The following is an 18,178-nucleotide window of genomic DNA, read 5'->3' on the forward strand; positions in this document are numbered from 1 at the left end:
GTATAACTTCCATGTTCTGTTTTAAAATAATTTATGAGCAAAAAAACACTGCTAAAAGTGTTAATATTCAAAATGCCAACTTTTGATTGATTCAAAATTAATCGGGTCTTAAAGAGCCTGTTTACAATCTTAAAAGTCATGTTTTTTTATATAAATTTAGTAAGATTATTCAAACGTTAATTATTCTATTTTTTAGAATTAACACTAAAAATTGCATTAATTTTACAATTCTAATTTATATAATATGACAACAATTACAGATTATTGGTGGGTACTGGTATTGATTTTATGCCTGATTCTTTACAAATTCGTTTTACGTGTTTTCTTCGGAATGGTAATCGTTCCTGAAGATAAAATTGGTTTAGTAACCAAAAAATTTGTCCTCTTTGGATCCGAAAAATCTTTACCGGATGGCAGAATTATAGCTACCAAAGGGGAAGCCGGTTTTCAGGCAAAAACACTTGCTCCAGGGTTATATTGGGCCATGTGGCCTTGGCAATTTTCTGTTGAAATGGCTCCATTTACCATTATCCCTGAAGGTAATATTGGTTTGCTTTTAAGTAAAGATGGTGCCGAAATACCAACGGGTAGAATTTTGGCACAAAAAGTGAACTCAGACAATTTTCAGGATGCTACCTTATTTCTTAATAATGGTGGACAAAAAGGACGTCAATCTGCCTTTATAACTACTGGATCGTACAGGATTAATACGTTTTTATTTGAAGTGGTAATGTCTCCTCAAATTGTGATTTCAGAAAATATGGTCGGGATTGTTACTGCTATGGATGGTGAGCCAATTCCTATTGGTCAAATTGCAGGTAAATTTGTTGAAAATCATAATAACTTTCAAGATTTTGATCAATTTCTAAAAAATGGCGGAAATCGTGGATTGCAACCACAGGTTATGCTTGCCGGATCCTATTATATTAATACTTGGGCGATACAAATAGAGCAAACTCCTATGACAGATGTACCTATTGGATATGTTGGGGTTGTGATTTCTTATATTGGCGAAGACGGACAGGATGTAACAGGTGATACTTTCAAACATGGAAATATTGTTTCAAAAGGGCAACGCGGTGTATGGATGGAGCCGCTGGGTCCCGGAAAATATGCATTAAACAAATACACTACTAAATTAGAACCTGTTCCAACAACAAATCTAGTGTTGAACTGGGCTGATGCACGTAGCGAATCCCATAATTTAGACCAAAATTTATCCACAATTACGGTTCGCTCAAAAGATGGTTTTCCTTTTAATCTCGATGTTTCACAAATCATTCATGTTCCCGCTAATGAAGCCCCAAAAGTAATTGCCCGTTTTGGTAGTATGAACAATCTTGTTTCACAGGTTTTGGAGCCAACAATTGGGAATTATTTTAGAAACTCCGCTCAGGAAAGTGATGTAATATCCTTTTTGTCAACAAGAAAAGAGCGTCAGGAATCTGCTAAAAATCATATCAAAGTGGTTCTTGATGAATACAATGTAAATGCTGTTGATACATTAATAGGAGATATTGTACCTCCGGAATCCTTAATGAAAACCCTGACTGACAGGAAGATTGCCGAAGAAGAGCAAAAAACCTATCAGACACAAAGAATGGCTCAGGAGCAACGTCAGGGAATGGAAAAAGAAACCGCTATTGCCGATATGCAAAAAGAAATCGTAAAAGCGTCTCAAAGTGTTGAAATTGCACAACGTACTGCTGATGCAACAGTTAAAAAAGCAGAAGGAGATGCAACCAGTTTAAAATTAAATGTAAATGCAGAGGCAGAAGCTACAAAAATGCGTGCCAATGCAGAAGCGGAAGCTACTAAAGCAAGAGCTGGAGCACAAGCAGAAGCGACAAAACTAACTGCAAGTGCCGAAGCCGAAAGAATTTCTAAAACGGGTCTTGCCGAAGCTGAAAAAATTATGGCTATTGGTAAATCAACTGCCGAAGCATATCAATTGCAAGTTTCAGCAATGGGTGGTGATAACTTCACGAAATACAAAATAACTGAAGAGATTGGCAAAGGAAAAATCAAAGTAATTCCCGATGTTTTAATCTCAGGAAATAATGGCTCTGATGGACCAATCAGTGGTCTTCTTGGAATGAAACTAATGGAAATGATGGATACAAAAAACGAGAAGGAATAAACAGTAGTACAATAGTTTTTTATAAAATGTTCAACAAACGCCATTCAAAATTTGAATGGCGTTTGTTTTTTATATTTTTTCAATAAAAACACTAAAAAAACAGCTTAAAAAGACTGAAAATCAACACAATAATACTATATTTGAGTAGCTTTTTTTCTATTAAAAATTAATTCATTTGCTAATGAATAGTATTTTTAAAATAATCGAATTGTTTAAAGCTTTTTTACTTGAAATTGGCGAACTCTCCTATTTTGCCGGCCGTTTTTTTAAAGAAGCTTTTAGGCATCCTACGGAGTTCAAAGAATTCCTTAGGCAGTGTTTTTATATGGGAAATCGCTCGTTGCTACTTGTTGCTGTAACAGGATTTATCATTGGTTTAGTCTTCACCTTACAATCGCGCCCCACGTTACAGGAATTTGGTGCCGTTTCCTGGATGCCGTCAATGGTCAGTATTTCGCTCATCAGAGAAATTGGGCCTATTATTACGGCTTTAATTTGTGCAGGTCGTATTGGTTCCGGAATTGGAGCCGAATTAGGTTCCATGAGAGTTACAGAACAAATAGATGCCATGGAAGTTTCAGGAACAAATCCTTTTAAATATTTAGTGGTCACCCGCATATTAGCGACCACTTTTATGCTTCCCATTCTGGTTTTTTTTGGGGATGCCATTGCCATTTTTGGTTCTTATCTGGTTGAAAACATAAAGGGAAACGTATCTTTTTTATTGTATTACAACCAGGTTTTTGATGCTTTGGAATTTAGCGACTTAATACCCGCAACAATTAAGACTTTCTTTTTTGGATTTGCCATAGGGTTAGTGGGCTGCTTTAAGGGGTATTATTGTGAAAAAGGAACCGCTGGAGTAGGTCTTGCTGCCAACTCTGCCGTGGTTTTCACCTCAATGCTGCTTTTTATTATCGATTTTATTGCCGTTTTTGTTACCGATATTTTTTATGATATGTAAATGATTATGAATACATCTATACCAAATCAAAACCCCATAATAGAAATCAAAGACTTAAAAAAAAGCTATGGTAATAATCATGTTTTGGATGGTTTTAATATGGTTTTGAATGAAGGAGAAAATCTGGTTATCATGGGAAAATCAGGTTCTGGAAAATCAGTTATGATAAAATGCCTGATTGGATTAGAAGAACATGACAGTGGAACTGTTGTAATAATGGGAAACGATATTAGTAAACTCGACCATTCAGCATTAGATGATCTTCGTACCGAAGTGGGTTTTCTTTTTCAGGGAAGCGCACTCTATGACTCGATGACCGTCAGGGAAAATTTGGAATTTCCATTACGTCGTCACAAAAAAAAATTCGGTAAAATAAAAGACACCACTCCACTGGTTATGGAAGCATTGGAAAATGTAGGTCTGGCCCATACTATAAATTTAATGCCCGAAGAACTTTCGGGGGGAATGAAACGAAGGATTGCTTTGGCCAGAACCTTAATTCTACAACCAAAAATTATTCTTTATGATGAACCAACTACTGGTTTAGACCCCATTACTGCAAAGGAAATTTTGCTGTTAATGATGTCCATCCAGAAAAAATACAACACTTCGGCAATTATCATTACACATGATGTGGATTGTGCCAGAGTGATTTCGAACCGAATGATTTTATTGGTAGACGGCATCAATTATATCGAAGGAACTTTTGAGGAATTATCAGTTTCAACAGATCCTAAAGTACAAGCTTTCTTTAAATAAGAATAGATATGGAAAAAACGACATCACAAAAAATGCGCCTTGGACTTTTTGTAATCATCGGATTAACGCTATTTGTACTGGCAGTGTATTTCATTGGCGATAAGCAAAAAATGTTTGGAAAAACCAATCATCTGAAAGCGGTCTTCAATAACGTAAGTGGATTACAATTAGGCAATAATGTACGGTATTCTGGGATAAATGTTGGCACTGTACGCGGAATAGAAATGATCAATGATTCTACTATTAAAGTCGATATGCTGATTGAAAAAAACATTTTTACTCACATTAGGAAAAACGCTATTGCCACTATAGGCTCCGATGGATTGGTAGGTAATATGATCATAAATATTATTCCCGGAAAAGGGATGGAAGCATCAGTAGCCCCGGGTGACGAGATTCAATCCTTAAACCGTATTCGTACGGATGATTTACTGAATACCCTTGGCGTGACCAATAAAAATGCGGCGCTTCTTACTGCTGATTTACTTAAAATCACGCAGGAAATAAATCAAGGCAAAGGAACTGTGGGTTTATTGATTAAAGATTCCACTGTAGCCAATAACCTGAAAGAAACCATACGCTATTTAAAAATTACCGGAAAAGGAACTTCGGAGTCCGTGACAAAATTAAACCGACTCATTTCTTCCTTAGAAAATAAAGATAATGTGATAGGTTTTTTGAAAGATACGGCTGTAGCCAATGATATGAAAGCGGTAGTTCGCAATTTAGATAAATCCAGCACTGAAATAAACAAAGTAGTAACCAATCTTAATACTACAATTGTAAATATTAAAGACGGAAAAGGCGCCATTAATTACCTTTCTAATGACCCAAATTTAGTTCGAAAAATAGATTCGACTATGAAAAATATAAATGATGCCAGTTTTCGATTAAATGAAAATATGGAAGCCTTGAAACACAATTTTTTATTTCGGGGTTATTTTAGAAAACTGGAAAAAGCAAAAAGTAAAGAACAGAAAAAATAAGACATAACATAAGAAACCAGTCTTTCGAGCAGATTTTTTATATTGTTTTCAACGCTTCAATAAGTAAATCAACATCCTCTTTTGTATTGAAATGGCTGAAAGATATTCTCAAACTCGGTTTTTTCAAATCTTCTACAGAAAGCATTTCGGCTAAAACATGCGAAGGCTTTATACTTCCGGATTGACAGGCGCTTCCGCGGGAAACTGCAATTCCTTTCATGTCTAAATGGAATAATATCATAGCTGTTTTTGCTTCTGAAAAAGGCAATAAAACATTCAAAACAGTATAAAAACCATCTGGATTTCCATTGATTTTAAATTCAGGAAATTCAATTTTGAGTTGGGCAATCAAATAGCTTTTCAACTGAGCAATATGATTTTGTTCCGTTTCTAAGTTGGCATAGGAAACGTCCAATGCTTTTGCCATACCCGCGATTTGGTGCAACGCTTCGGTTCCGGCTCGCAATCCTTTTTCTTGTTCGCCACCAAAAAACAAGGGTTGTAATCCAGAATTTTTTCGAATAAAAGCAAATCCAACACCTTTTGGCCCATGAAATTTATGTGCACTTGCCACAATAAAATCAACAGGAATGGTTTGTAAATCAATCGCTGTTTTTCCAATGGATTGAACCGTATCCGAATGAAATAAGGTATTGTGTTCTTGGCAAATGCGGCCTATTCGTTCCAAATCTAAAACGTTCCCAGTTTCATTATTCACGTGCATCAGGCTGACCAATGTTTTCTTTTCCTGCGAAAGCAATTCCACTAAATGTGTGATGTCAATTTCTCCATTTGGTTTAACATCCACATAATCAATTTGAATATCGTATTCTTTTTCTAATACTAAAGCCGTATATAAAACTGCATGATGTTCTATTTTACTGGTAATAATTCGTTTTACCTGTAAATCTTTAACCGCAGAACGAAGAATCCAATTGTTGGCTTCGGTACCACAGGATGTGAAAATAATTTCCTGTGCTGTCGCATTTAGGTTCTTAGCTATTGATTTTCTGGAAAGTTCCAATATACTTTTGGCGGCACGACCCAAACTATGCGTTGAGGAAGGATTCCCATACTCTTCGGTCATTATTTTGGTCATTTCCTGGATCACTTCGGCACGAATAGCAGTAGTAGAAGCATTATCGAGATATACTTTTTTCATTTTTTGAAAATTATAAAATTATTTTACACCATCTATTTATGTTGGAACGTTTTTCGATTTTCTAGAAAAGAGTATTCTTTCATTAAAAACAACTATCGAAATCATAATCAGGAAATAGGAAAATAGTTGGAGTGTACTCACTTGTTCGTGATAATAAAAAATTGCCATTAAAAAATTAATAATGGGATTGATATAAATCATAATTCCCACCGCAGAGGAATTGATTCCCTTGAGTGCATACAGGTTTAAAAACAACGGAATAATTGTAAAAAAAACTACAATCATTAACAAACAAGTATAAAACAAAGGCTCCGTAGGAATTGGCCCGCTGTAAGTGGGGTAAAAAGGCAACAGAATTAATGCTGTAAAAACCAATTGAATGGTTAGACTCAAGAATTTATCCAAATCACTATTTTTTCGCTGACTCACTAAATATAAAGCATACGTTGCTGCCGTAATAAGGCTGTAAAAAATATCCTTAAAATGATTGAATGATAATAAAACACAACTGAAAACACTTATCCCAACTGCAATCCATTGCCATTTAGTTAGTGTTTCCTTCAACATAAAAAAGGCAAAAACGGTAGTGAGAATCGGGCAAATTAAGTACGCCAAAGAAGCCGCATTCACGCTGACATGATTCATTACATAAATATAAACAAACCAGTTTGAAGATAGAAATACACCGCCGCCAAGTGTCAATGCAACAGTATTTTTCTGTTGTTTGGCAGTCATACTTTTGAAATGATTCCAATTTTGTCGTATTACATTTCGTCGAAAAATAATATTAATTAATACCATCATAATTACACTAAAAAACACCCGATAGAACAAAATATCCAACGATGGATAAGCATGTATCGGTTTTAATGCTAAACTGAAAAACCCCCAGAGAAAAAACGCTGAGAAAGCAGCTAAATAATATTTATTAGTTCTCATTTTTAGTGTAAAATTTGCGCAAAGATAATGATTTCTATTCGCTTTAAATTCATCCGATCGCGGCAATACAATAAAGCACTCGCTATTGTATTCCTCTCACTATTTGAAATTTAAAAACCCAATATCCTGTTAAATAATCTATTTTTAAAGGGGAATGCAATTGGAACAAATTAAAAATTCTATTTTTGTTACAAATATTATAAAAATGAAAAGAGTTGTAAGCCTACTGGTTTTTGCGTTACTATTAAACGGTTGTGATGATGGTGATTTAATTCAAGAAGACATTAGTTTTGAAGATGTTGACACACAAAAGTGCACTACAAATGGCATCTTCTACAAGCTAAAAGATAGCGAAGCCCTTATTCTTGAACTTAAGGAATTCACTTTCCCAACCGAAACTAAATCTCAAGAATTAGACATTAATACCTCAAATCGTGTATTTTATCGCTTTTACAATGGAGCGGTAACTTCTTTAACTATTTGCGAAACCATTCCGCCGGCAACACCAATTGTTATGGATCAATGGACTACTTCCGGTGGAAAAATAATTATAAACACTACCGCTGTTAAAACCACAGATGAAAAGGATAACAGCACTAAAATTACGGGTTACAATCATAATATCACGTTCAAAAATATCACATTTGTGAAAAGTAACGGAACACAAGTGTACGAAACATTCCCTTTTGGTGACCATGTAATTAACGCTACTCCTTTACCTTTTGCATTCAATAAGACGCTTGAACAATGCCCGACTTCTAAACAATTGTATGATTACAATAGTAGTGAAGCACTTATCCTAGACATTGATCCCGCTTTAATTGTTAATCAAGCGACACCGCTAAATACTCCAAGAACCGGATTGATAAGCGACACAAAAAACAAACTTACGTATCGATTATTCTCCGGTTTAGTAACTGGTGCTTATTTTTGTAACACCACTTTTCCGGCAACTCCTGCAGTAAGCGAAGAATGGATTGCAGTAGCTGGAGTGGCAAACGAAAGTGGCATTGTGGAAGTAACAACTACTACTTTGGGAAATGGTTTTAAACATACCGTTGTCCTTAAAAAAGCAAAAATGAAGAAAGGAAACAGTGATTTTATTTTGGGTGATAATTACATTTATGGTGAATTATTAACTACGAATTAATCCCAAATAAGCCGTAAAATTTGAGACAAAAAACAACCGTTTTTAAGTCCAAAAAAGGTCCGATTTTTAAGTACATTTTCTAATGAAAATTGCTTAAAAACCGGACCTTTTTTTGAGCTTTTAAAAACCAAAATAAAACTTACATGGCACTTTGCTTGATAAAAACTTCTGTTGCTCCTTGACCATATTTTTGATAATTGCCTTCTTGAAAAGCAATGTTATCATAACGTCCCAATAAAAAATCCAGCTCTGCTTTTAGGATTCCTTCACCCACTCCGTGAATAAAAACAATCTTTGGAATGCGGTTACGAATGGCAAATTCAATGTGACGTTTTGCCGTTTCAGTCTGCAAAGTCAAAATGTCATAGTTCGACATTCCGCGTTTATTTGGCACCAGTTTTTCGATATGCAAATCAAACTCCGGAGCCGGAATTTCGTGTTTTGATTTCTTTTCTTTCACAAAACTTCGCGGTTTTGGGATCTCTTTCTCTTTTGAAACCTCACTTACATTAATTCTTCTGATAGAATCAAGTAAGTTACTGGAATCGTTTATCTTAATCAATTCGTTGACAAAAAATGTCATCGTAAATCCGTCCTCAGTTTCTATCGTAACTTGCTTGTCTTTGACTGATAATACTACTCCGTTCATCGCTTCGTCAAGCACTGAAACCTTATCTCCTTTGTTAAACATTTTCGTCTTCTTTATCTTGATTTTTACTTGGCGTTTTGGCACTCAATTGCATCATTCCCATCATGAAAACTACAATTGCAATTACCATTATATACACATTTTTTTCGGCACTCACTTGCTCGTATAAAGCAACAGTGATGGCGATAACCATTATTGGAATTATAAACTTTCTCATCTTTTTAACTATCAGTTTTCAAAAGTAATGAATTTAAAATTGCATCAATTATTATCGCAACCGTTTCTTATTTTTTCGTAAAATTGTAAAAAGAAAAACCATTGGATTTAGAAAAATACATGCTCCCCTGTTTAAGCAAAACGCTCTTTGGAATGGAGTGTTTGGGCTGTGGTTTTCAGAGAGGATTTTTGCTGCTTTTGCAGGGTAATTTTGAAGGTGCTTTTAAGATGTATCCAGCCATTTTTACCACCCTGTTATTTTTGGGAATTCTAGGTTTTAATTGTATCGATAAAAACAGGAATTACAAAAAACTCATCATTGGCTCCGCCATCTTAAATGGTGTTTTTATGATTGCAGGTTATTGTTTTAAGCACTACTGACGAGTTCCTTTTTTTGACTTTTTTAAAACAAAAAAATTATTTGATTCGAGTCAAAATATCATTCATCATTTCGATTTGCACTTTTTGAATTTCTATTAATTCTTCTTGTTGATGCATAATCAAATGATCCAGTTTTTCATGAAGCATTCTGATTTCAAGTTCTGATTTCAGATTAATCATATAATCTTTTTTGGCTCTTTCCCGGTCTTTTTCTTCCTGACGATTTTGACTCATCATAATCACCGGAGCTTGAAGTGCGGCAAGACACGACAAAATTAGATTCAGCAAAATAAATGGATACGGATCAAATCCTTTATTCAAGAGGATATAAATATTGGCCAAAATCCACAACAAAATAAATACTCCAAAAAAAATTATAAATTTCCAGCTTCCGCCAAAAGCAGCAACTTTATCCGCCACTTTTTGACCCATCGTTCGAACTCCAATTTCATCTTCAACAACACTAACTAAAGATTTATCTTCGTTTAAAGATCCAATTACCTTCGTTTCCAGATTTGACAACTCCCCTATTTCGACTACTAAATAATTAGATATGTATTTCTCCCGATACATATTCAACTCCCCAATTGCTAAGAATTTATCCTCATCAAAATCAGGATAATCCTTTTGTATGAGAGCCAGAATTGGATTTCTGATTAATTTAGCAGAAATTTTATCCGCTATTGGAAATTCTTTTTGAGAAATATCGCTTATAAAAGTAGTCTTGGATTTCATATTTAATTATTTATTGGCTAATTTAAAAAAACACTTTCACCAAAACTAATAATCGGATCACACACATTGAAAATAAAACAGATACGCAACAGCTTTTTGTCTTAAAAAAATTTAAAACAGCAATACCCATTGCTTTTAATATCAATTTATTTAACAAAAGTGTCTCAATAAACACCATAGCTTTATGTTTTAAGAAAGAAATAATTCGAAATAGTTCAATATCTTTGTGCTTCGTTTTAAAACCATAAAAATGTTACTGAACTACAAAAATATTCCTTTCTGCTATTGTTGTTGCTGTTTTTAAAATACTCTATTTAGAAACATTGTTCAAAAACGAATACGTATTGTAATCAATTAGAATCTGATTATTACAATTAAAACATAAGACACAAAATAGCATGAGACCACAAAAAATAGTAGACCTTATTGGAAACACGCCTTTAGTAGAAACTACTAATTTGATACAAAATAAAAACGTAAAACTTTTACTGAAACTCGAAGGAAACAACCCTGGAGGCAGCGTAAAAGATCGCGCAGCCTACAATATGATTGCTTCCGCACTGGAAAGAGGAGAAATCAAAAAAGGAGACAAACTCATTGAAGCAACCAGTGGAAATACGGGAATTGCTTTGGCGATGATTGCCCAATTATTCAATATAGAAATCGAATTGGTTCTTCCGGAAGATTCCACCAAAGAACGCACCCAAACCATGCGTGCTTATGGCGCAACCGTGATTTTGACACCCGCAGCTACCGGAATAATCGGTTCCAGAGATTACGCTGATAAAAAAGTGGCCGAAGGCGGTTATATTATGCTAAATCAGTTTGCAAACGACGACAACTGGAAAGCGCATTACAAAACAACTGGTCCGGAAATATGGAATGATACCGAAGGAACCGTAACCCATTTTGTTTCTGCTATGGGAACAACGGGAACAATTATAGGCACTTCCACGTATTTGAAAGAGAAAAATCCGGCGATTCAAATTGTAGGCGCTCAACCCAGCGATGGATCTCAAATTCCGGGAATCAGAAAATGGCCTGAAGAATATTTACCTAAAATTTTTGACGCCAAAAAAGTAGACACAATCATTGAAGTTTCTGAAGAGGAAGCGCGAGCCATGACGAAACGCTTGGCACTTGAAGAAGGCGTTTTTGCAGGAATGAGCAGTGGCGGTTCAGTGGCTGCCGCTATAAAAGTGGCGAATCAATTAGAATCAGGAGTGATTGTTGCTATCATCTGTGACCGCGGCGATCGTTATTTGTCTTCGGATTTGTTTGATTAAAAAATTACAAATCAACCTTCCCTTTGTATATCTTTTTGATATAAAAAGTAATGCTGATTCTTTTTTTTGTTCTACTGGATTTTGTGTAAAAATCATAAACAGAGTCCTTTTAAAAAAGTAGTTTTCTTCTTTTAACCATATAAGAAATATAAGGTCATTTAAGTTTTAGTTTATATTATTAGGCTTATGTGTACTTATATTTCTTATGTGGTTTAAATTTATCTTACTGTTTCACAACATTTCCAGTAGCACTTTTTTTATATTTTTATGAGCTAATGAATTTCAAATCTGGTTACAAATGAAAAATACAACATTAATTTACAGCATTCTATTTTTATCAATCGTTATGGGAGGAAAAGCACAGGTTCAGGACTGGCCAAATTTAAATAAATACCAAAATGAAAATGCTAATCTCAAACCGGCAGCACCCGGACAAAAAAGGATTGTATTTATGGGAGATTCCATAACCGAATTTTGGAGTATAACAGATCCTCAGTATTTTGCCGGAAAACCATACGTTAATCGCGGCATTAGCGGTCAAACCACACCTCAGATGCTAATCCGTTTCAGAGCCGATGTTATTGCTTTAAAACCAGCCGCTGTGCTTATTTTTGCCGGAATAAATGATATTGCAGGCAATACTGGCCCTTCAACATTGGATATGATTGCAAATAATATATTCTCGATGGCTGAATTGGCAAAAGTAAACCAGATTAAAGTAATCCTTTGTTCTGTACTGCCAGCTTACGATTTCTCTTGGAAACCCAATCAAAATCCCGCAGAAAAAGTGGTGGCTCTAAATGAAATGATAAAAAATTACGCTGACGCCAAAGACATTCTATATCTTGATTACTTTTCGGCTATGGCAGATGAACGAAAAGGTTTGCCTGCTTTGTATTCTAATGATGAAGTACATCCCAATAAAAAAGGGTATCAAGTAATGGCGCCGCTTGCCGAAAAAGCAATCACAAAAGTCTTGTTGCAAAAATAAACGAATACAAAGAAGTTACTTCAATTAATACTTTACAAAGTAAAAAGGCTCGATTTAATTTTAAATCGAGCCTTTCTTTTATGAATTCCTAATTTTTAAGCCAAAGTAGCCGTTGAAGAAATTGCTGCATTCAATACTTTAGAAATAATACAAAATTTTTCTGCTTTTGTAACCAACCCTTGAAAAACATCTTCCGAAATTCCTTTGACTTTTGCATGTACAGTTAAGTGAGATGTAACAATGGTTCCGTCAACCAAATCAATGTCGCATTTGGTTTCGACACTTTCAACTTCAAAACCAGCTTCGGTGATATAAGCCGAAAGTTGCATCGTAAAACAACCTGCGTGCGCCGCTGCAATAAGTTCTTCAGGATTGGTCCCCACTCCTTCTTCAAAACGGGATTTGAACGAATATTGTGTATCTTTTAACGTGGTACTTTGTGTGGTAAGTTTTCCGGCTCCTTCTTTCAGTGAACCATTCCAGACTGCGGTTGCATTTCTTTTCATAATTATACAATTTATGTTTTCTCAAATTTAGTTCATTTGTCAAAAAAACACTTTCAGAAATAGGATTTTTTAACGAAAATTTAAAGTTCGTGCTACTCTAAAAACTGAAATTCTCCATTTAGCATAATCCGTTACAATTCGATTTTTAAAAAATTAAGCGGTAAACTCTTTTTACTGTATCTGTTTAAATCATTATTTACGTGCTATTTTTCGTATTTAATTGATTATGTTTGTTTGAAGAAAAAATCTGACGTTCAGCAGACCAATCTAGCCGAAAATGGGTGGATTGGGATAATTTTGTCAGACCTATGTTAGCCGTCAGTTTACAGCAAAACTAAACAACATAAACTAAATGTTTGAAAACACAAATTTTAATCAATGATAAAACTTGAAACGTTTAATGAAACAGATTTCGACAGACTAATAAACTGGGCTGTAAGTGAAGAAATGTTAGTTCAGTTTTCTGGTCCAATTTTTAAATTCCCGCTCACAAAAGAACAATTAGAAAAGTATCTAACGGAAAAGAGAAGTATTACGTTTAAAGTTGTAGACAGAGAATCGGGCGAAATTATTGGGCATTCTGAAATATATCATTCTGAAAATGGAGTAGCAAAACTTTGTAGAATTCTTATTGGTGACGAAAGTTTTCGAGGCAAAGGAATTGGAGAAAAAATCATAAATAAATTAGTTGAATATTGTTTTGAGAAATTAGAAGCGGAAAAAGTAGAACTTAATGTTTACGATTGGAATAAATCAGCAATAAGATGTTACGAAAAATCTGGTTTTGAAATTAACCCAAATAAACTCAGCCAAATAGAAGTAAAAGGAAGCATTTGGATTAGTTTGAATATGATTTTAGATAAATCCAAATGGAAAAATAAAACCAAAAAACCGAACGGCTAACAGGCATTTGGGTAGATTGGGGCAAAAGGCTTAATTTAGAAATGGCTTTGTACTTGAAAACATAGTGATTAACCGAAAGATAAGGCTTCCCTAATCCCCAACGAACGTTGGCAGATATATTATGAAAAAACTACAAAAGACAATAATTCTACTATTTTTAGTTCAAATAAGTTTTGGACAAAACTTAAACATAATAAATAATCAAGCGATTCAATTTAGTCTGAAACAAAAAAATGACACAATTGATTTTATATTAGTTGACACTAAAACAGATGAAAAAAAACCAATATTCTTATTTTGTCAAGGTTCTTTACCTATGCCTTTATTTGTAAAACCTGAAAAAGGAAAAATGTGGATGATTGGTGGCGGAATTACAAATTTCGATTTAAATGAACTCAAAAAAAGTTATCATTTAATTGTAATTTCTATGCCAAAAACACCTGTAATTGTTAATGAAAAAAACTTGAATAAATCTTATTGTTACATTCCAAATCCAAATGAACCAGATGAATTTGACAAAGAATATGTAAAATCTGATTATTTAGAAAATTATGAAAATAGAGCAAAAGAAGTTTTGAAATTTTTGCGTAAACAAAAATGGGTAAATAATTCCAAATTGATTGTAGCAGGACATTCACAAGGTTCAAAAGTGGCAACATTAATTGCATTGAACAATGAAAATGTTACCAATTTAGGCTTATTTGGAGCAAATCCATTCGGTAGAATTGACCAAAACATTAGAGATTATAGAAAAAGTGCCGAAAGCAAGGAAATAACTTGGGAAGAAGCTGATGAACAAATTGAGAAAACATATCAAATGTATAGAGATTCTTACGACGAAGATATTTTGAATAAAAATCCATATTTATTAGCTTGGAAATCTTTTTCAAGACCTTTAATAAACGATTGGTTGAAAATCAAAATTCCAACTTATTTAGCTTATGGAACTAATGATATTGCTTCTGATTTGTGCGATTTAGTTCCTTTATTTTATATTCAAAATTCAAAAACAAACTTGACATATAAAAGACACTTAAATTTAGAACATAATTTCTTTGAAGTAAATGAAAATGGAAGAGCAAATTATGAAAAAGAACATTGGAAAGCAGTTATGAATGAATTTATTAAATGGACATTAAAATAAATCAAAAACTCCACCTCCTGCACAACAAAACCCAATTCTCACCCACAATTCCCCTGCCCCCGATTGCAGCGAAAAACCCGCAGTTTCGAAAGCTTTGGAACACTTGCCGGTAAAGAGCGACTCCCGAAGTTTCGGGAGAAGCTCCTTTACGGGCGTAGTGTTGCTGCTTGCGGAACGAGGATTTGCAGCGGAAAGCGGGAATTGGCTCAAATAAAAAACACTTGAAATTAAAAATATTTCACAATTTGAATTTATAAAACCATTCAAACGCTTATTTTTGCGCTATGGCAAAGAAAAATACAGACAAAGTTGTCTTTCATCAAATAAAAGTCCTTGATGCTGGTGCAAAAGGCGTTTCGGTAGCAAAGGCTCCCGACGGAAAAGTAGTTTTTATCCCGAATGTGGTTCCGGGTGATGTGGTTGATGTGCAGACTTTCAAGAAGCGCAAGGCCTATTATGAAGGAAAAGCGGTTCATTTTCATGAATACTCAGAACATCGCGTAGAACCGGTTTGTGAGCACTTTGGTGTTTGTGGCGGTTGTAAATGGCAGAATATGAAATACAGCCAACAGTTGTATTACAAGCAAAATGAGGTTTTGAATCATTTGCAACGCATCGGAAAAATAGAACTTCCGGAATTCGAACCGATTCTAGGTTCAGAAAAACAGTTTTTTTACAGAAACAAAATGGAATTTTCGTTTTCGAACAGCCGTTGGTTGACCGAAAAAGAAATTGACAGCACCGAAGATTTAGGAAACAGAAATGCACTTGGTTTTCACATTCCGAAAATGTGGGACAAAATCCTAGACATCAATAAATGTCATTTACAGGAAGATCCATCAAACGCAATTAGAAACGAAGTGAGAGCTTTTGCGAATGAGCATGGTTTGACTTTCTTTAACCCAAGAGCGCACGAAGGTTTATTGAGAACTTTGATGTTACGCACCGCTTCAACTGGTGAAATCATGGTGTTGATTCAGTTTTTTGAAAACGACAAAGCCAACAGAGAATTAATCCTAGACCATCTTTACGAGAAATTCCCGCAAATTACTTCGCTGCAATATGTGGTGAACAACAAAGCGAACGATACTTTATACGATACCGATATTAAATTATACAAAGGAAGAGATTACATTTTGGAAGAAATGGAAGGGTTGAAGTTTAGCATTAATGCGAAATCTTTTTACCAAACCAATTCCGACCAAGCATACGAATTGTACAAAATAACTCGTGATTTTGCTGGTCTTACCGGAAACGAAATCGTTTATGATTTATACACAGGAACAGGAACTATTGCACAGTTTGTTTCTAAAAAAGCAAAAAAAGTAATTGGTGTAGAAAGTGTTCCTGAAGCGATTAAAGACGCAAAACTGAATGCTGAACGCAATGAAATCACCAATTGTGAGTTCTTTGTAGGAGATATGAAAGTAGTTTTCAACGATAGTTTCATCGCACAACACGGTCATCCTGATGTGATTATCACCGATCCGCCAAGAGACGGAATGCACAAAGACGTAATTGAACAAATTATGAAAATTGCTCCTGAAAAAGTGGTTTATGTAAGTTGTAATTCGGCTACACAAGCGCGTGACTTGGCTTTGATGGACGAGAAATACAAAGTGACCCGGGTACGTCCTGTGGATATGTTTCCACAAACGCATCACGTGGAGAATGTTGTACTTTTGGAAAAAAGATAATTGATTTTTGATTGCTTCGCCAGTTCGCAAAAGCTCGGGTGCAGATTTTAAAAATTGATATTGCTATTGCCATTGCTATTGTTTTTATCATTGTCATTGAAATTTTTCATTTCAGCTATCCTATTGCACACCGAATTACACAAAAACAAATTGTAAATGAAAAAAATAATTTTATTGGTATTCGTATTAGCGCTATCCTTCTCCAGTTGTGAGAAAGATGATATTTGCGATGCAAATACACCCACAACGCCTCGTTTGGTGATTGGCTTTTATGATTTCTTGAATCCTTCGGTTTTAAAAAACGTGACAAATCTAAAAGTAGTTGGCGAAGGAATGACGGATGGAATTATTTTTAATGCCAGTGCGACAGATGATTCAAAATACCTGACAAACGGAAGCACGATTTCGATTCCGTTAAGAACGATAGGAACTACAACCAGTTATAGTTTTACTTTAAATTCTGGCAATCCAAATCCAGCTTTGGTGAACCAAGACAATATAAAATTTGATTATACGACACAAGAGTTATTTGTGTCGAGAGCTTGTGGCTATAAAACCATTTTTACATTAGACCCAACAAATCCATACACACATACCGATGCTGCAGTTGCAGACACAAAATGGATAAAACACATCTCGGTTGAAAAAAGTAACATAGAAAACGAAAATGAAACACACATTAAGATCTTTTTTTAGTTTTTGTCTCCTATTATCGTTGACTTTGGCACAAGCTCAGGAAACTACTCCTGTAAAAAGTGATCCAAAAAGCACCAAAACGGATCAGATAGTTCCTGAAGCGCCTTTACCATTGGTCGAAATTAGTCCTGAAATTATAAAGAGCGATTCGATTCCTGTAAAAACTGACCGATACGGAATTCGTGTTGGACTAGATTTATTCAAACTGACACGCGCTTTATACGACAAAGATTATAAAGGAATTGAGTTTGTGGGAGATTATCGATTGACGAAGAAATATTTTTTGGCTGCCGAAATTGGAAACGAAAATAAAACCACGGATGATGACCGTGTGAATTTTACTACCAAAGGTTCGTACCTAAAAGCAGGTTTTGATTACAACGCCTATGAAAACTGGCTGGATATGGAAAACATCATTTCTATAGGAATGCGTTACGGTTTCAGTACTTTTAATCAGCAATTAAACAGTTATAGAATTTACAATGCCAATCCTTATTTTGGTGAAGTTCCTGTAATTGCTTCCAGTCAAAAATTTGATGGATTAACTGCCAGTTGGATTGAAGTGGTGGCTGCAGTGAAAGCGAAAGTATTCAATAATGTTTTTATGGGTTTCAGTCTTCGATTGAACCGATTAGTAACCAACAAAGAACCGGAGAATTTCTCCAACTTATATATTCCCGGGTTTAATAGGACTTACGATGGCGATTTTGGAGTAGGATTCAACTATACCGTTACTTATTTTGTTCCTATTTATAAGAAGAAAGTAAAACCTGTTGCAGTTCCAAAAAAAGTTGATACCAAAAAGTAATTACGAATTTAGAATTCCAAATAAAAAAATATCGCAAAGAAAACAACAGTTCTCTTTGCGATATTT

General features: G+C 34.7%; 19 protein-coding genes. 13 read left to right on the forward strand and 6 right to left on the reverse strand.

Features of this window, described 5'->3' with window-relative positions:
- The first annotated feature begins 244 nt into the window (after window positions 1–244).
- From E0I26_RS12575 to E0I26_RS12590, 4 genes are all read left to right on the forward strand, one after another.
- The gene (locus tag E0I26_RS12575; RefSeq protein WP_131916817.1) at window positions 245–2,140 is read left to right on the forward strand and encodes an SPFH domain-containing protein; all 1,896 of its coding nucleotides are present in this window, start codon (window positions 245–247) and stop codon (window positions 2,138–2,140) included.
- Between the two features lie 181 nt (window positions 2,141–2,321).
- Window positions 2,322–3,104, forward strand: coding sequence for an MlaE family ABC transporter permease (locus tag E0I26_RS12580; RefSeq protein ID WP_131916818.1), 783 nt, complete (start codon window positions 2,322–2,324; stop codon window positions 3,102–3,104).
- A gap of 6 nt (window positions 3,105–3,110) precedes the next feature.
- Complete coding sequence (locus E0I26_RS12585) at window positions 3,111–3,863, forward strand: ABC transporter ATP-binding protein (protein WP_131916819.1); 753 nt, start codon at window positions 3,111–3,113, stop codon at window positions 3,861–3,863.
- A gap of 8 nt (window positions 3,864–3,871) precedes the next feature.
- Complete coding sequence (locus E0I26_RS12590; RefSeq protein WP_131916820.1) at window positions 3,872–4,849, forward strand: MlaD family protein; 978 nt, start codon at window positions 3,872–3,874, stop codon at window positions 4,847–4,849.
- Window positions 4,850–4,886: 37 nt separating this feature from the next.
- Here the strand turns inward: E0I26_RS12590 and E0I26_RS12595 are convergent, their stop codons facing one another.
- On the reverse strand, window positions 4,887–6,011 hold the full coding sequence (locus tag E0I26_RS12595) for a cysteine desulfurase family protein (RefSeq protein ID WP_131916821.1): 1,125 nt from the start codon (window positions 6,009–6,011) through the stop codon (window positions 4,887–4,889).
- A 36-nt stretch (window positions 6,012–6,047) separates the two neighbouring features.
- Entirely contained in the window at window positions 6,048–6,950 is a 903-nt protein-coding gene (locus tag E0I26_RS12600; RefSeq protein WP_131916822.1) for an EamA family transporter, read from the reverse strand.
- 205 nt (window positions 6,951–7,155) lie between these two features.
- On the opposite strand from E0I26_RS12600, the gene E0I26_RS12605 reads away from it, so the two are divergent.
- Window positions 7,156–8,100 carry a hypothetical protein gene (locus E0I26_RS12605; RefSeq protein WP_131916823.1) on the forward strand — a complete coding sequence of 315 codons (945 nt, stop codon included), beginning with the start codon at window positions 7,156–7,158 and terminating at the stop codon, window positions 8,098–8,100.
- Window positions 8,101–8,239: 139 nt separating this feature from the next.
- Here E0I26_RS12605 and E0I26_RS12610 read toward each other — a convergent pair whose 3' ends face one another.
- Together E0I26_RS12610 and E0I26_RS12615 are read right to left on the reverse strand one after the other, a co-directional pair.
- Entirely contained in the window at window positions 8,240–8,791 is a 552-nt protein-coding gene (locus tag E0I26_RS12610) for a Smr/MutS family protein (protein WP_131916824.1), read from the reverse strand.
- Window positions 8,784–8,966 carry a hypothetical protein gene (locus E0I26_RS12615; protein ID WP_131916825.1) on the reverse strand — a complete coding sequence of 61 codons (183 nt, stop codon included), beginning with the start codon at window positions 8,964–8,966 and terminating at the stop codon, window positions 8,784–8,786. The genes E0I26_RS12610 and E0I26_RS12615 overlap by 8 nt, the downstream gene beginning before the upstream one ends.
- A 101-nt stretch (window positions 8,967–9,067) precedes the next feature.
- Between E0I26_RS12615 and E0I26_RS12620 the strand changes: the two genes are divergently transcribed.
- Window positions 9,068–9,346 carry a DUF2752 domain-containing protein gene (locus E0I26_RS12620; RefSeq protein ID WP_235831770.1) on the forward strand — a complete coding sequence of 93 codons (279 nt, stop codon included), beginning with the start codon at window positions 9,068–9,070 and terminating at the stop codon, window positions 9,344–9,346.
- A 36-nt stretch (window positions 9,347–9,382) separates the two neighbouring features.
- On the opposite strand, the gene E0I26_RS12625 is transcribed toward E0I26_RS12620, so the two are convergent.
- Window positions 9,383–10,081: a DUF1003 domain-containing protein gene (locus E0I26_RS12625; protein ID WP_131916826.1), complete on the reverse strand. Its 699-nt coding sequence runs from the start codon at window positions 10,079–10,081 to the stop codon at window positions 9,383–9,385.
- A 398-nt stretch (window positions 10,082–10,479) separates the two neighbouring features.
- Here E0I26_RS12625 and cysM point away from each other — a divergent pair, with 398 nt between their 5' ends.
- Both cysM and E0I26_RS12635 read left to right on the forward strand, forming a co-directional pair.
- Entirely contained in the window at window positions 10,480–11,367 is an 888-nt protein-coding gene (gene cysM / locus E0I26_RS12630; protein WP_131916827.1) for a cysteine synthase CysM, read from the forward strand.
- 298 nt (window positions 11,368–11,665) lie between these two features.
- On the forward strand, window positions 11,666–12,358 hold the full coding sequence (locus E0I26_RS12635) for an SGNH/GDSL hydrolase family protein (RefSeq protein WP_235831771.1): 693 nt from the start codon (window positions 11,666–11,668) through the stop codon (window positions 12,356–12,358).
- A 95-nt stretch (window positions 12,359–12,453) separates the two neighbouring features.
- Here E0I26_RS12635 and E0I26_RS12640 read toward each other — a convergent pair whose 3' ends face one another.
- Complete coding sequence (locus E0I26_RS12640; RefSeq protein WP_131916828.1) at window positions 12,454–12,864, reverse strand: OsmC family peroxiredoxin; 411 nt, start codon at window positions 12,862–12,864, stop codon at window positions 12,454–12,456.
- Between the two features lie 378 nt (window positions 12,865–13,242).
- Between E0I26_RS12640 and E0I26_RS12645 the strand changes: the two genes are divergently transcribed.
- From E0I26_RS12645 to E0I26_RS12665, 5 genes are all read left to right on the forward strand, one after another.
- Complete coding sequence (locus E0I26_RS12645; RefSeq protein WP_131916829.1) at window positions 13,243–13,767, forward strand: GNAT family N-acetyltransferase; 525 nt, start codon at window positions 13,243–13,245, stop codon at window positions 13,765–13,767.
- A 121-nt stretch (window positions 13,768–13,888) separates the two neighbouring features.
- Entirely contained in the window at window positions 13,889–14,911 is a 1,023-nt protein-coding gene (locus tag E0I26_RS12650; RefSeq protein WP_131916830.1) for an alpha/beta hydrolase family protein, read from the forward strand.
- 284 nt (window positions 14,912–15,195) lie between these two features.
- Window positions 15,196–16,608 (forward strand): 23S rRNA (uracil(1939)-C(5))-methyltransferase RlmD, encoded by a 1,413-nt coding sequence (gene rlmD / locus E0I26_RS12655; RefSeq protein ID WP_131916831.1) that lies wholly within the window; start codon window positions 15,196–15,198, stop codon window positions 16,606–16,608.
- 156 nt (window positions 16,609–16,764) lie between these two features.
- A complete protein-coding gene (locus tag E0I26_RS12660) occupies window positions 16,765–17,304 on the forward strand; it encodes a DUF6452 family protein (protein ID WP_131916832.1) in 540 nt (179 codons plus the stop codon).
- On the forward strand, window positions 17,276–18,112 hold the full coding sequence (locus E0I26_RS12665) for a DUF6048 family protein (RefSeq protein ID WP_131916833.1): 837 nt from the start codon (window positions 17,276–17,278) through the stop codon (window positions 18,110–18,112). The genes E0I26_RS12660 and E0I26_RS12665 overlap by 29 nt, the downstream gene beginning before the upstream one ends.
- Window positions 18,113–18,178: the final 66 nt, after the last annotated feature.

It is taken from the genome of Flavobacterium rhamnosiphilum, from assembly GCF_004349195.1.
GTDB lineage: Bacteria > Bacteroidota > Bacteroidia > Flavobacteriales > Flavobacteriaceae > Flavobacterium > Flavobacterium rhamnosiphilum.